The 14,589-nt window shown below is 72.4% G+C and carries 13 protein-coding genes; 3 read left to right on the top strand and 10 right to left on the bottom strand.

Annotated features, from left to right (window positions below; translation table 11 throughout):
* Positions 1-46 precede the first annotated feature (46 nt).
* Together ACWED2_RS40590 and ACWED2_RS40585 are read right to left on the bottom strand one after the other, a co-directional pair.
* Complete coding sequence (locus ACWED2_RS40590) at positions 47-427, bottom strand: VOC family protein (protein ID WP_449695840.1); 381 nt, start codon at positions 425-427, stop codon at positions 47-49.
* Positions 428-431: 4 nt separating this feature from the next.
* Complete coding sequence (locus tag ACWED2_RS40585) at positions 432-1,412, bottom strand: YihY/virulence factor BrkB family protein (RefSeq protein ID WP_449695839.1); 981 nt, start codon at positions 1,410-1,412, stop codon at positions 432-434.
* Between the two features lie 85 nt (positions 1,413-1,497).
* On the opposite strand from ACWED2_RS40585, the gene ACWED2_RS40580 reads away from it, so the two are divergent.
* Complete coding sequence (locus ACWED2_RS40580; protein WP_449695838.1) at positions 1,498-1,965, top strand: SRPBCC family protein; 468 nt, start codon at positions 1,498-1,500, stop codon at positions 1,963-1,965.
* 262 nt (positions 1,966-2,227) lie between these two features.
* Here ACWED2_RS40580 and ACWED2_RS40575 read toward each other — a convergent pair whose 3' ends face one another.
* The 6 genes from ACWED2_RS40575 to ACWED2_RS40550 all read right to left on the bottom strand — a co-directional run bounded on the left by ACWED2_RS40575 (position 2,228) and on the right by ACWED2_RS40550 (position 9,851).
* Positions 2,228-3,820, bottom strand: coding sequence for a phytoene desaturase family protein (locus ACWED2_RS40575; RefSeq protein ID WP_449695837.1), 1,593 nt, complete (start codon positions 3,818-3,820; stop codon positions 2,228-2,230).
* A gap of 18 nt (positions 3,821-3,838) precedes the next feature.
* A complete protein-coding gene (locus ACWED2_RS40570; protein ID WP_449695836.1) occupies positions 3,839-4,912 on the bottom strand; it encodes an NAD-dependent epimerase/dehydratase family protein in 1,074 nt (357 codons plus the stop codon).
* Between the two features lie 34 nt (positions 4,913-4,946).
* Positions 4,947-6,971, bottom strand: a complete 2,025-nt coding sequence (locus ACWED2_RS40565) for a CocE/NonD family hydrolase (RefSeq protein WP_449695835.1) — start codon at positions 6,969-6,971, stop codon at positions 4,947-4,949.
* Positions 6,972-6,992: 21 nt separating this feature from the next.
* Positions 6,993-8,177 (bottom strand): zinc-dependent alcohol dehydrogenase, encoded by a 1,185-nt coding sequence (locus ACWED2_RS40560; RefSeq protein ID WP_449695834.1) that lies wholly within the window; start codon positions 8,175-8,177, stop codon positions 6,993-6,995.
* Positions 8,178-8,240: 63 nt separating this feature from the next.
* Positions 8,241-9,236 (bottom strand): anion permease, encoded by a 996-nt coding sequence (locus ACWED2_RS40555; protein WP_449695833.1) that lies wholly within the window; start codon positions 9,234-9,236, stop codon positions 8,241-8,243.
* A complete protein-coding gene (locus ACWED2_RS40550) occupies positions 9,237-9,851 on the bottom strand; it encodes a DUF47 domain-containing protein (protein WP_449695832.1) in 615 nt (204 codons plus the stop codon). It abuts the gene before it with no gap.
* Between the two features lie 89 nt (positions 9,852-9,940).
* On the opposite strand from ACWED2_RS40550, the gene ACWED2_RS40545 reads away from it, so the two are divergent.
* Both ACWED2_RS40545 and ACWED2_RS40540 read left to right on the top strand, forming a co-directional pair.
* The gene (locus ACWED2_RS40545; protein WP_449695831.1) at positions 9,941-10,882 is read left to right on the top strand and encodes a glycosyltransferase; all 942 of its coding nucleotides are present in this window, start codon (positions 9,941-9,943) and stop codon (positions 10,880-10,882) included.
* Positions 10,883-10,905: 23 nt separating this feature from the next.
* Positions 10,906-12,114: a glycosyltransferase family 4 protein gene (locus tag ACWED2_RS40540; RefSeq protein WP_449695830.1), complete on the top strand. Its 1,209-nt coding sequence runs from the start codon at positions 10,906-10,908 to the stop codon at positions 12,112-12,114.
* Between the two features lie 15 nt (positions 12,115-12,129).
* Here ACWED2_RS40540 and ACWED2_RS40535 read toward each other — a convergent pair whose 3' ends face one another.
* On the bottom strand, positions 12,130-12,684 hold the full coding sequence (locus tag ACWED2_RS40535) for a sugar O-acetyltransferase (RefSeq protein WP_449695829.1): 555 nt from the start codon (positions 12,682-12,684) through the stop codon (positions 12,130-12,132).
* Positions 12,685-12,737: 53 nt separating this feature from the next.
* Complete coding sequence (gene asnB, locus ACWED2_RS40530) at positions 12,738-14,588, bottom strand: asparagine synthase (glutamine-hydrolyzing) (protein ID WP_449695828.1); 1,851 nt, start codon at positions 14,586-14,588, stop codon at positions 12,738-12,740.
* Position 14,589 lies beyond the last annotated feature (1 nt).

Here is a 14,589-nt window from a genome sequence, read left to right as displayed (position 1 = left end):
ATGCGACCCAAGGCGGCCTTGGGGCGCTTGTGTCTCGGCGGCGGGATCAGGCCTTGCCCACATCCTTGCGCAGCAAGCAGAACTCGTTGCCCTCCGGGTCCTGCAGCACCACCCACGACTCCTCGCCGGTCTGGCCGACGTCCGCCGGCCGCGCGCCCAATGCCGTCAGGCGGGCCAGTTCCGTCTCCTGGTCCACCCCCGCCGGGCTCACGTCGAGGTGCAGCGGGAGTTTGCCTCGGCGGGGGTGGTCCGTGCGGGCCAGGATCAGCGTCACCGGCCCTTCACCGAAAGCAGTTCCCGGCAGGCCCAGTTCCAGGCCGTCCGGCTCGTGGCCGATCACCTCGTAACCCAGGACCGCGCACCAGAACTCCGCCAGGCGGTCCGGGTCGTGGCAGTCCAGCACCAGTTCGGTGATCCGGCAGGGCATCCGCTCACGTCCGTTCCGACTCCGCCACCGCCGCGGCTTCGTCTTCGTCCATCGCCTTCGTGTCCCGCGGCGGCAGGAACGGCTCCTCCTGGTCGTCCTCGTGCCCCGCCTCGATCGTGCGGCCGCGGGCCAGCTCCGCGTCCAGCTCGGCCCCCAGCAGGATCGCCAGATTGGAGATCCACAACCATACAAGGAACGCGATCACCCCGGCCAGCGAACCGTAGGTCTTGTTGTAGGAACCGAAATTCGCGACGTACAGCGCGAAGCCGGCCGAAGCCAGCACCCACAGCACCACCGCCAGCAACCCGCCCGGGGTCAGCCACTTGAACCCCGGCAGCCGCACGTTCGGGCCCACCCAGTACAGCAACGCGAACGCCAGGCTCACCAGCAGCGCGATCACCGGCCACTTCGCGATCTCCCACACCAGCACGCCGGTCGAGCCGAGGCCGATCAGGTCGCCGATCCGGCGGGCCACCGAGCCCGTCGCCACCACGCCCAGCGCGCACGCCGCCAGCAGCACCACGATCCCGATCGTCAACACGACCCGCAGCGGGATCGTCTTCCACACCGGCCGCCCCTCCGGCATGCCGTAGATCGCGTTCGACGCCCGCATGAACGCGCCGATGTAGCCCGAAGCCGACCACAGCGCGCCCAGCAGGCCGATGATCGCCAGCGGGCCGGCCAGGCTGCGCGAGCCCGTCAGCTCCTTGATCGCGCCGACGAGGATGTCCTTGCCCTGGCCGGGGACGACCTGGTTGACGTTGTCGATCACCACCTGGATCTTGTCCGGGCCGAGCAGGCCGAGGATCGCGGTGAGCACGATGATGCCCGGGAACAGCGACAGCACGCCGTAGTACGTGAGCGCCGCGGCCCAGTCGGTGAGGTTGTCCCGGTTGAACTGCTTGAACGTCCGTTTGAGCGCCGCACCCCAAGACCGCTTCGACAGCTCGCCCGGTCCTTCGGGTTCTTTCCCGTGTCTGGCCACCAGCACACCTCCTGCTCCGTCCCGGCGGGCATACCCCGTCCGGGAGTGGGTATGCCTGTTTCGTCACCCGAACCAGGAGGAAGCCGTGCCCGAGGTCAGCCGCGTGATCGACGTACCGCCCGACGCCGTGTACGCGGTGCTCGCCGACGGCTGGCTCTACGCCGGCTGGGTGGTGGGCAGCTCCCACATCCGCGACGTCGACGAGGACTGGCCCGCGGTGGGGTCCCGCATCCACCACAGCGTCGGCCCGTGGCCGGTGCACATCCAGGACGTGACGGTGGTCCGCGCGGTCGAACCGGGCTTGTCGTTGTCCCTGGAAGCCCGCGGCTGGCCCCTGGGCGCCGCCGCGGTGGGCCTGACGCTCGTCCCGCACGGCGACGGGCAGACGCTGGTCCGGATGACCGAGCACATCATCCGCGGGCCCGGCAAGGTGCTCCCGGAGGCGGTGCAGGCGCTGATCGCCAAGCCCCGCAACACGGAGTCCCTGGCCAGGCTGGCGGACTTGGCGACGGGCAAGCACGCCCGCGCCAGGCACGGCCATCCGAGCCCGTAGCGAACCGCTCGATCCGGACGGCCCCGGACGGTCGGCCCACGTGCCGGGACGGTCGACACGCGTACCTGGAAGGTCGGCTCGCGTGTCTGGAAGGTCGGCTCACGTGTCCGGAGGGTCGGCTCACGTGTCCGGAGGGTCGGCTCGCGTACCTGGAAGGTCGACTCACGTGTCCGGAGGGTCGGCTCGCGTGTCTGGAGGGGCATCACGCGTGATTGGAGGGGCGACACGGCGCGGGCCGGGGCGCCGGGGTGCGCGAGCGGGGTCAGCCGTAGATCGCGCGGTGGGCCGCCCGGATCACCGCCGCGTAGCCGCCGCCCAGGCCGCCGGACCTGGCCAGGGCCGCGCGGGCCGCGTTCGAGCCCGGGCCGCCGTGGACCGCGCCGCCGGGGTGGGCCGACGCGCCCGCCAGGAACAGGCGGTCCACCGGGGTGTCCGCGCGGCCCGTGCCGGGCACCGGGCGGAAGAACAGCTGCTGGTGGATCGCCGTCGTGCCGCCGTTGACCGCGCCGCCCACCAGGCCCGGGTTGTGGCCCTGCAGTTCCACCGGTCCTTGGCAGTAGCGGGCCTTGATCAGGCCGGTGAACCCCGGCGCGTGCGCCTCGATCGTCTCCTCGATCCGCTTCGCCCGCCGCTCCAGGGTGGGGCGGTTCTCCACCGTGCCGCGCGGCACGTGCGTGTACGCCCACGCGGCTTCCGTTCCGGCCGGGGACCGCGTCGGATCGGTCGTCGTCATCTGGCCCACCAGCAGGAACGGCCGACGCGGCGTCCGTCCTCTGGCCAGCTCGCCGCCGAACGCGGACAGCCCGTCGAGGTCCGCCCCGAGGTGGATCGTGCCCGCGCCGCGGGCCGCCTCCGCCGTCCACGGGATCGGGCCGGACAGCGCCCAGTCCACCTTCACCGTCGCGCTGTCCCACTCGAATTTGCCGAGGTCGGCGACCAGCCGGGACGGCAGCCACTCCTCCCCCACCAGGTCGCGGTACAGCACCGGCGCCGGCACGTCGGCGAGCACGGCCTTGCGCGCCCGGACCGGGGCGCCGGCCGCGTCCCGCACGCCCAGCGCCCGCCCGCCGCCGACGAGGACCGAACGCACCGGACGTCCACAGTGGACGGAACCGCCGCGGGACTCCAGCCGCCGGACGAGCGCCGCGGCCAGTTCGCCGGCGCCGCCTTCGGGGACCGGGAACCCCTCGTCCTGCCCGATCATCGCGAGCAGCCAGCCGAAGACCGCGCTGGCCGCGTTGTCGACCGAAAGGTCGCTGTGCGCGGAGTTCCCCGCCACGAGAAGCTTGGCGCCTTCGCCGTCGAACAGCTCGTCGCCGAACCGGCGCGCGGGCAGCGTCAGCATGCGCGCCAGGCGCAGCGCGTCGCCCGTCCCGGTGCGGCGCAGCAGCTTCAGTGCCGGGCGGACCGGCGGGAACGGCGTGAACAACGCGTCGAGCAGCGGCTCCCGGATCTCCTGCCACTGCGCGAACAGCTGCCGCCAGGCCGCGCCGTCGCCGGTTCCGAACTCCTCGACCGACGCCGCCGTGCGGTCGAGGTCGCGGGACAGCAGCGCGCACCGGTCGTCGGGCAGCACGTGCGCCAGGACGTCGGGCGCGTGCCGCCAGCGCAGGCCGTGTTCTTCCAGGTGCAGGCCCCGCATCACCGGCGACACCGCGCTCATCGGGTAGAACGCGCTGAAGAGGTCGTTGCGGAAGCCCGGCTCGGTGACCTCCGCGGTGCGGACCGCCCCGCCGGCGTGCTCGGTCGCCTCCAGCACGAGCACCGACCAGCCCGCGTCGGCCAGGAGGTTCGCCGCCACCAGGCCGTTGTGCCCGGCGCCGATCACCACCGCGTCGACGGCTTCCGTACTCACTCCGGCCTCCCGGTTGCCTCAGGCTTGCGACTGGTGGCTCGGCCCGACCCGGGTGAGCGAGCGGAGCCTGGCCAGGACCCCGTCGCGGCGCGGCGGGGCCAAAGGCGGGCTCGCCGCACCCGCGCCCGACCGGAGCCCGGTGACCAGGTCGGCGAGCGCGGCCGCGGCGTCATACCGAGGTTGCCAGCCCAGCGCGGTCTCCGCCAGCGTGGTGTCGGCGAGCGCGGCGCGATCGGCCAGCTCGAGCCAGCCGGGGTGCACCGGCAGGACCCCGCCCAGCCAGGCCGCCCGGGTCGCGAACCGCACCACCGGCTTCGGCACCGGTACGCGGGGACCACCCAGGACACCGGCCAGCGCGTCGGCGTCCAGCACCTCTCGCGCGGCGAGGTTGACCGCACCCGCGAAAACGCGGTCGAGGATCAGCCGGATCGCTTCGGCGACGTCGGTGGTGTGCACGATCTGCGCCCGCAGGTCCGTCCACAGCGGAACCGGCAGCCGCCGCCCGCCGACGAGATGGGCGGGCACTGCCGGGCCGAGCAGCCAGCGCGCGAACTCCCCCGCCGCTTCCCGGTGCAGGATCGCGCACGGCCGGATCCGCGCCACCTTGACCTGCGGGTACTTCTCTACGAACCGGTCCAGCAGGGTTTCCAGCGCCGCCTTGCCCCGGCTGTAGGCACTGCCGGGGATCCCCTCGCACGGGAAATCTTCGGCCACCTTCTCCCAGCGCGGCGCCGGCCCGTAGGCGGCCACGGACGAGGCGGCGACCAGGCGCGGCACCCCGGCGGCCGCCGCCGCGGCGAGCACGTGCCGGGTGCCGTGGTCGTTGGTGCGCCACATCGGCGGGTCCCCGCGCACCGGCGAGATCGCCCACGCCAGGTGCACGACGGCGTCCGCACCCGCGAACACCTCCGCCAGCTCCTCCTCCGCGCCGGGCAGGCCGACGTCGACGGCCCGCCAGCCCGCCCGGCGGTACGGTTCGACGGTCGTGTCCGGCAGCCGCCGCGCGAGCCCGACCACGTCGTGGCCGGGCTCGAGCGCGTTCAGCAGGGCCGTTCCGACGTTCCCGGTGGCTCCGGTGATCACGATGCGCACCCGGAAGGCTTACCCCGTGTCGCGGTCGTAAAACTCAGACGAGGTCACGCGGAATCCGCCGGTGCCAGTTCCGCGAAACGATCCGCCGCGCGCCGTCGTAGCCGTCGAGCTGCGCGTCGACGACGAACTCGGTATCCGTGCAGGACACCCGGGTGCGGGTCTCGCTGCGCGCCACCCAGTCGCCGCGCGCGAACGTGACGTCCCACGCGGCCTCCGCCACCGGCGAGCAGAAGTCGTCGGCGACCCAGCTGTACCGCTCGCGGACGTCCCGGGTCACCTCCAGGTCGAGGTCGTCGTATCGGACGGTTCCCGCGTCCTTCACGATGTCCAGCGCCGACTGGTAGTCGACGAGGTCCCGCGAGACGGTCCAGCGCTGCTCCCCCGGCGTCACGGCCGTCACGGCCATCGGCGGCGCGCCTTCGGGTTCGCCGAACGGCCGGGCCGGCAGCTCGTCCGGCTCGGCGACCGGGCGCACCGGCAGCTCCAGCGCGCTCTGTCCGGTGTGGACACTCAACAGCACCGGCGTGGGCGGCGGCCAGGCCAGCGGCCAGTACGACGTGGACAGCGAAAGCCGGATCCGGTGCCCGGCCGGGAACGCCTGCGCCACCGCGTTCAGCTCGATCTCGACCGCGCACCGCTCCCCCGGCTCCATCGGCGCCGGCTCGTCGTGGCCGTCGCGGTGGGTCAGGTTGAGCAGCCCGTAGGTGACGCGGGTGGCCCGCCCGTCCGGCGCGACGTCCGAAATCCGCGCCGCGATCATCGCCACCGGCTGGTCGGCCGAGACCTCCAGCCGCACCTTCGGCGAACCGAGGATCTCGCAGCGCTCGGTGAGCACGTCGGTGTCGAACACCAGCGACCCGCCATCCTCTTCACGCTGGTCGTAGGGCAGGTCCGGCGGGGCGCTGTAGGACGCCCACTTGCCGGAGAACTGCCCGACCGACAGCGGCGAAGACACGGTCAGGGCTTCGTCGGCGACGTCCTCGCCCGGCCGCGCGAGGCGGTGCCGGGCCAGCGGCAGTTCCTGCGCCTCGACGTGCGGCGACGGCCAGGTGGCCTCCCCGACCCAGCGGCCGGGCCGGTCCTCGTAGGACGTCGACGGCGGCACGCTCTCCTGCATCCAGGTGCGCAGCATCGGGCCGTCCATGGCGCCGTTCTCCTCGCCGCGCAGCCAGTGGTCCCACCACTGCACGACCTCCTGGAGGTAGCCGATCGCCGGCCCGGGCTCGCCGAGGTGCGGGTACTTGTGCGACCACGGGCCGATCAGCCCGCGCCGGGGCACGTCGAGGTGGGCCAGCAACCGGATCACGGCGTTGGAGTAGCCGTCCGCCCAGCCGCTGGAGGCCAGCACCGGGACCTGGACGTCGGTGTAGTTCTCCGACACCGACGCGTGCCGCCAGTAGTCGTCGCGGCGCTGGTGCCCGAGCCAGTTCTCGATCCACAGGCTGCAGTTTTCGAGGCGTTCCAGCCACATTTCCCGCCACCGCTCGCCGACGACCGCCGGATCGGGCGGCAGCGTGGCGTAGGCGAACATCGTGCCGGACTCGGCGACGTTGTCCGAGAGCAGGCAGCCGCCCATGTAGTGCATGTCGTCGGCGAAGCGGTCGTCGGTGAACGACGAGATCACGATCGCGCGCAGGCTCGGCGGTTTACGGGCCGCGACCTGCAACGCGGCGAACGCGCCCCAGGAGATCCCCATCATCCCGGTGTCGCCGGTGCACCACGGCTGCCCGGCGATCCATTCGAGGACTTCTTCGGCGTCGAGCTGCTCGCGTTCGAGGTACTCGTCGGCCAGGACGCCCTCGGACTCGCCGGTGCCGCGGATGTCCACGCGCACGCAGGCGTACCCGTGCCCGGCGAGGTAGGGGTGGTGGATCGAATCGCGGGGCGCGGTGAGGTCGCGCTTGCGGTAGGGGATGTATTCGAGGATCGCCGGCACCGGCTCGGTGTCCGACGAGACCGGCCGCCAGATGCGGGCGGACAGCACGGTCCCGCCGGACATCGGGATCCGGACGTGGTCTTCCTCGGTGATTTCGCACGGCAGCGAGGTGACGGCTCGCAAGAGTCAGTTCCCTCCCGGGGGTTACGGCTGCAGCAGGATCTTCTGGGCGCCGTCGAGCTTCTTCTGGAAGATCTCGTACGCCCGCGGCGCGTCTTCCAGCGGCAGCTTGTGCGTGGCGAAGCCTTCGACGCCGAGCGGGTCGCCGTCGCCGGTGAGCACCGGCATGACGTCGTCCAGCCAGTGCCGGACGTTGGCCTGGCCCATCCGCAGCTGGATCTGCTTGTCGAACAGCTCCATCATCGGCATCGGGTCGACCATCCCGCCGTAGACGCCGGACAGCGAGATCGTGCCGCCGCGGCGGACGCTGTCGATGGCGGCGTAGAGCACGCTCAGCCGGTCGATCCCGGCCTTCTCGGTGATCTTCTCGCCCAGCGGCTGCGGCAGCAGCCCGACGAGGGTGTGCGCGAGCTTGCCGACCGGGGCGCCGTGCGCCTCCATGCCGACCGCGTCGATCACCGAGTCCGCACCGCGCCCGTGGGTCAGCTGGCGGATCGAGTCGCCGATTTCCTTGTGGTCCCGCGTGTCGAGCGCGGTGGCGCCGTGCTCCCGGGCGCGGGCGAGGCGCTCGGGCACCAGGTCGACGCCGATCACCTGGCCGGCCCCGCGGTGCCGGGCGATCCGGCAGGACATCTGCCCGATCGGGCCGAGGCCGAAGACGACGACCGTGCCGCCGTCGGGGACGTTCGCGTACTCGACGGCCTGCCAGGCGGTCGGGACGACGTCGGACAGGTAGACGAACCGCTCGTCCGGCGGGCCGTCCGGGACCTTGATCGGCCCGTAGTGGGCCTGCGGGACGCGCAGGTACTCGGCCTGGCCGCCGGGGACCTGGCCGTAGAGCTTCGTGTAGCCCAGCAGCGCGGCACCCTTGCCCTGTTCCCGGACCTGGGTCGTCTCGCACTGCGACTGCAGGCCGCGCTCGCACATCCAGCAGTGGCCGCAGGAGATGTTGAACGGGACCACGACGCGGTCGCCCGGCTTGAGGTTCGTGACCTCCGGGCCGACCTCCTCGACCACGCCCATCGGCTCGTGGCCGAGGATGTCGCCCTCGGTCATGAACGCGCCCAGCACCTCGTACAGGTGCAGGTCGGAGCCGCAGATCCCGGTCGAGGTGATCCGCACGACGGCGTCGGTCGCCTCTTCGATCTTCGGGTCCGGCACCTCCTCGACGCGGACGTCGCGTTTGCCGTGCCAGGTCACTGCCTTCATGGCTCTCCCTTTCCGCGGACGGGGGTCTCCGCCCCGGCTTCCCGGGAGTGGCGGGAGCCAAACTCAGGTGAGCAGGTCGGCCACCAGGTACACGGCGGCGGCCACCGCGGCGGCGGCCGGGAAGGTCAGCACCCAGCCCATGACGATGTCGCGCGCGATGCCCCAGCGGACCGCCGAAAGCCGCTTGGTCGCGCCGACGCCCATGATCGCCGCCGTGATGACGTGCGTGGTCGAGATCGGCGCCTTCACCGCGAACGCCGTCACGTACAACACCGACGACGCCACCGACTCCGCGACGAACCCGTGCGGCGGGTCGAGCGGGAACACCCGCCTGCCGAGCGTCCGCATGATCCGCAGGCCACCCGAATAGGTGCCCAGCGACAAGGCCCCGGCGCAGGCCAGGGTCACCCACAGCGGGACGTCGAACGACTGCTGCTGCCCGGCCGCCACCAGCGCCAGGACGATCACGCCCATGCCCTTCTGGGCGTCCTGCAGGCCGTGGCCGAGCGCGAGCGCCGACGCGGAGACGATCTGGAACCGGCGGAACACCCGGCCGCTGCGGTGCGGGTTGGCCCGCCGCAGCAGCCACAGCGCGGCGACCATCGCGAGGTAGCCCAGCCCCAGCCCGAGCAGCGGTGAGGCGACCATCGGGATCAGCACCTTCTCGCCGATCCCCGACCAGTGCACGGTGCTCGCGGCGGCGAGCGCCGCGCCGACCATGCCGCCGATCAGCGAGTGCGAGGACGACGACGGGAGCCCGAAGTACCAGGTGATCAGGTTCCAGGTGATGGCCCCGGCCAGCGCGGCGAACACCACGGTGAGCGCGTCCGGCCCCACCGGGACGTCGATGATGCCCTTGGCCACCGTCGCGGCGATGCCGGTCGACAGCAGCGCGCCCGCCAGGTTCATCACCGCGGCCAGCACGAGCGCGGCGCGCAGGGTCAGCGCCCGGGTCGACACCGCGCTGGCGATGGCGTTGGCCGCGTCGTGGAACCCGTTGGTGTAGTCGAAGACGAGCGTCAGCACGATCACGGTGACCAGGGCGGCGGTCCCCGTCACTCAGGACTCCTTGACCGCGATGGTCTGCACCACGTCGGCCAGGTGCTCGAACGCGTCGGCGGCCAGCTCGAACTGCTCGACGACCTCCTTGGTCTTCAGCACCTCGAGGGCGTCGCCGCCCGGCTCGAACAGGTGGGCCAGGATCCGCCGGTAGACGCGGTCGGCCTCGTTCTCCAGCTCGTTGATCTCGATCCAGAACGGCTCGAGGTCGCCCACCTTGGCCAGGCCGGGCATCGACGACGCCGTCAGCTCGGCGGCGCGGCAGAGCACCCGCATCAGCACGTCGGTGCCCGGCGGGAAGGTGCCGATGCGGTAGAGCACGGCCAGGTCCGCCGCGGTGTCCATGAAGTCCAGCACGTCGTCGATCTTGGCGGCGAGGGCCTGGATGTCTTCGCGGTCGAACGGGGTCACGAACGAGCTGTTGAGCTCCACCATGATCGTGTGGGTCAGCTCGTCGCCCTGGTGCTCGACCTCGTGCAGGCGTTTCGCGATCGGTTCCCGGTCGGCCGGGTCGGCGGCCACGAGTTCCCTGAGCAGGGCGGTCGCCGTGACGAGGTTCTTCGCCGCGTCGGCGAGGAGGTCGAAGAACCGGGTGCCCCGTGGGGTGAAGCGCATGGATGTCCCTTCGTCGCGCACGCCCGTCCGGGGCCGGGTACCCCGTCCGGCCGGACGTTTAACGGCCGATCTCCGGGAAATCAGGAGTCATGACCGATCCCGGATCCCGGCGCCTGAGAGTACTGCTCTGGCACGTGCACGGCTCGTGGACCGACGCTTTCGTCCGCGGCCGCCACGACTACCTCCTGCCCGTGTCACCCGACGGTGCGCCGTGGGGCCTCGGCAAGGCGGGGCGGAACTGGCCGTCGGTGACCGAGGTTCCGCTGGACCGGCTGGCCGGGGCCGAGCCCGACGTCGTCGTCCTGCAACGCCCGGAGGAGCTGGAGTTCGCCGCGCGGCTGGGCGTGCCGGCCGTCTACGTGGAACACAACGCGCCCCGGCCGTACGCCGCGTCCAGCGAACACCCCCTCGCCGGCCGGCCGGACATCACCGTCGCGCACGTGACCCACTTCAACGCGGCGATGTGGGACTGCGGCCGCGCACCGGTGACCGTCGTGCCGCACGGCATCCCCGATCCGGGGCCGCGCTACACCGGCGAGCTCGCCGCCGGCGTGTCGATGATCAACGAGCCGGTGCGGCGGGAGCGCGTCACCGGCGCCGACCTGCTGGGCACGCTCGCCGAGGCCGCCCCGGTCGACGTCTTCGGCATGGGGACCGCGGAGCTCGGCGCGCCGCTGCGCGGCCTGGGTGACGTCCCGGCGCCGAAGCTGCACGACGAGATCGCCCGCCGCCGCGTCTACCTGCACACCGCCCGGTGGACGTCGCTCGGGCTGTCCCTTTTGGAGGCGATGCACCTGGCGATGCCGGTCGTCGTCTTCGCCGCCACCGAGGCCGTCGAGGCGGTGCCGGCCGACGCCGGCGTCCTCTCCACCGACGTCGCCGTGCTGGCCCGGGGTTTCCGCGAGCTGCTGCACGAGCCCGACTTCGCCGCGCTCGCCGGCAAGAACGCCCGCGAACACGCCTTGAAGCACTACGGCCTGGACGCCTTCCTGACCGCTTGGGACCACCTCCTCGCCGAGACGGCCCGTTGAACCTCGAAGGGAACGCCTCACCGATGAAGATCGCGATGGTCTCCGAGCACGCCAACCCCCTCGCCGCGCTGGGCGAAGCCGACGCCGGCGGCCAGAACGTGCACGTCGCGGAGCTGTCGGCCGCGCTGGTGCGCGCCGGGCACGACGTCACGGTCTACACGCGACGGGAGAGCCGCGACGAGCCGCCGGAGGTGCGGACGCCGCAGGGCTACCGGGTCGTGCACGTGCCGGCCGGGCCGCCGCGCAAGGAGCCGAAGGACCACCTCCTGCCCTACATGGGCGAGTTCGGCAGCTTCCTGCGCGACCAGTGGGCGCTCGATCGCCCGGACCTGGCGCACGCGCACTTCTGGATGTCCGGCCTCGCGACGTCACTGGCCGCGAGCGCGACCGGGACGCCGGTGGCCCAGACCTTCCACGCCCTGGGCGTGGTGAAGCGGCGCTACCAGGGCGACAAGGACACCAGCCCGGCCGACCGCATCCGGCTGGAGCGGATCATCGGCCGCCAGGCCGGACGGGTGATCGCCACCTGCTCCGACGAGGTCTTCGAGCTGTCCCGCCTCGGTGTGCCGCGGTCGCGGATCTCGATCGTCCCCTGTGGCGTCGACCTCGGCCGGTTCTCCCCCGACGGGCCGATCGCGCGCCGACGGCTGCCGCACCGGCTGGTCGCCGTGGGCCGGCTCGTCCCGCGCAAGGGGTTCGACATCGCGATCACCGCGCTCGCCCAGCTGCCGGACACCGAGCTCGTCATCGCCGGCGGCCCGGAACGGGGCAAGCTGTCCCAGGACCCCGAGGCGGGCCGGCTGCGCCGGCTGGCCGAGAAGCTCGGCGTCGGCGACCGCGTCCGCTGGCCCGGCCAGGTGTCGCGGGAGGACATGCCGGCGCTGCTGCGCTCGGCCGACGCCGTGGTGTGCACGCCGTGGTACGAGCCGTTCGGGATCGTGCCCCTGGAGGCGATGGCCTGCGGCGTCCCGGTGGTCGCGGCCGCGGTGGGCGGCCTGACCGACACCGTCGTCGACGGCGTCACCGGGCTGCTGGTCCGCCCGCACCAGCCGAAGGAACTCGCCTCCCGCGTCCGCCGGCTGATCGACGACCCGGCGCTCTGCCACGCCTACGGCACCGCGGGCCACGACCGCGCGGTGGCCCGGTATTCGTGGGACCGCGTCGCCGCCGACACGCTGCGCGCCTACCACAAGCTGGTCCCGCAGACGGCGATCACCGCCAACGCCCGCTGACCCGGGATCGTCGGGTCAGCCGGTGAAGCCGGTCTTGTCGGCTTCGGTGATCTCGCGCACCACCTTCGCGGGGAAGCCGGAGGCGATGACGCCGGAGGGGATGCGGCCGCGCACCACGCTCCCGGAGGCGATGACGGTGTCGGAACCGATGACCGAACCGGGGTTGACGGTCACACCGCCGCCCAGCCACACGCGGTCGCCGATCCGCACGGGCAGGTCCCAGCACCCGCCCGCGACGCGCTCGGCGGCGTCGGTCGCGTGGTTCGACGTGTAGATGCCGACGCGGGGACCGATGAGGCAGTTGTTCCCGATCGTGATGGTGCCGCCGTCGTAGAGGATGCAGTCGGGGCCCACGATGACGCCGTCGCCCACGCTGATCCCGTCGCCGAACTCGCACCGCAGCGTCTGGTCGAAGTGGACTCCCCGGCCCAGGTGCTTGAACAGCGGGCGCAGAATGTCGCTGCGCTCCTCGAGATCGCTGCCATAGGCGGCGTTGTACTCGGCCACGATCTTCGCCGCCCTGGTGCGGCGGTGCAGCAGACCCTGGTCCCAGTCCTGGTACAGCTTCATCGTCGGTGCTCCTTCGGCGCGGCGTTCGGTGGTGGGGTGGGAGCGGGACAGGCCTAGAGATCCAGGGTGACGTCGTAGTCGCGCAGCCAGCGGTCGAACCACAGCGCCAGTTCCAGGCTTCCGCGGTCGTAGGGCATGCTGTACTCGCCGAGGGGGCGGTTCACCAGTTTCTCCACCTTGTCGCGGGCCAGGAGCCGCATCACGGGCGATGCGGGATCCGCCGCCACGTCGGCCAGTTCGAGGCGCAAGGACTTCTCGTACGCCGGGTCCTGGGTGGCAGGGTACGGCGTCTTGCGGCGGTCGAGGATCGCGGGCGGAAGCAGGTCGGCGGTGGCCGCCCGCAGCAGGCTCTTCTCGCGTCCGTCGAACGAGCGCATCCGCCATGGCACGTTGAAGACGTACTCGACCAGGCGGTGATCGCAGAACGGGACGCGGACCTCGAGGCCGACCGCCATGCTCATCCGGTCCTTGCGGTCCAGCAGAGTCTGCATGAAGCGGGTCAGGTTCAGGTAGGTGATCTCGCGCATCCGGCGTTCGTGCCGCGGTTCGCCGGGCAGCGCCGGGACCTCGGCGAGGGCGTCGGCGTAGCGGGCGCGCCGGGCACCCGGGAGGTCCAGTTCCGCCAGCACTTCCGGGGCGAACAGGCCGTCGCCGCCGAAATACCGGGAGGAACCGGAGGTGAGCCACGGAAAGGTCTCGGCGCCGACGGCGCGGGGGTTGCTGAACCAGCGGTACCCGCCGAAGAGCTCGTCCGCGCCCTCGCCGGAGAGCACGACCGTCGAGTTCTCCCGCAACGAGCGGAAGAGCAGGTAGAGCGAGGGCCACATGTCGCCCCAGAACGCGGGTGGCGTGTCGACGGCGTGCAGGACCGCGTCGCGCACCGCGGGCGCGGTGAGCTCCGAGGTGTCCAGGCGGATCTCGCGGTGCCGGGCACCGACGTGCGCGGCCAGGGCTCGCGCGAAGGGCGCGTCCGGGACGCCGCGGACGGCGTCCGGCTGGAAACCCGAGTCCCGCGCGAGGAAGTCGACCGAGAACGAGTGCACCGGGCCCGCGCCGGCGCGGGAAAGCGTTGCGGCGGCCATGGCGGTGACGGCCGACGAGTCGAGGCCGCCGGACAGGAGTGCGCAGAGCGGGACGTCGCTGACGAGCTGCCTGGCCACCGTGTCCTCGAGCAGGCCGCGGACGTGCGCGACCGTGGTGTCCAGGTCGTCGGGGTGCTCGCGGGCCTCCAGGCGCCAGTAGGCCGACTTCCGGAGACCGCCGCGCCGGACGCGGACGATCCCACCCGGACGGACCTCGTGCATGCCGGCGAAGACCGACACCTCCGGGGTCTTGACCATGTCCAGGATCTCCCGCAGCCCCTCGGCGTTCACCCGCCTGGGCACGGCCGGGTTGGCCAGGATCGCCTTCGGTTCGGAGCCGAACAGCACGCCGTGACGCGTCGGGAAGTAGAACAGCGGCTTGATGCCCAGGCGATCCCGCACGAGCAGCAGCTCTTCGTTCGCCGTGTCCCAGACCGCCAGCGCGAACATGCCGTTCAGGTGGGAGGCGAACCCGGCACCCCACTCGAGGTAGGCGTGCAGCACGACCTCGGTGTCCGTCCTGGTCCGGAACGAGTGTCCGCGGGAGACCAGGTGCTCGCGCAGCTCTCGGTAGTTGTAGACCTCTCCCGAGAAGGTGAGCACCACCGGTGCACGGCCGCCGAGGGACGCCACCATCGGTTGCCGGCCGCCCTGGGGGTCGATGACGGCGAGCCGCCGGTGGCCGAGAGCGGCGTGCCGTCCCGTCCACAGCCCCTCGTCGTCCGGCCCCCGGTCGGCCAGCGTGGCCAGCATGGCCCGCAGGGTCGCGGACTCACGGGTGAGATCGCTTTCGAAGTCCACCCAGCCGAGCACACCGCACACG

Source organism: Amycolatopsis sp. NPDC005003, from assembly GCF_053600695.1.
The sequence above is the reverse complement of the archived record's forward strand: the minus strand, read 5'-3'. Positions and strand labels throughout refer to the sequence as shown.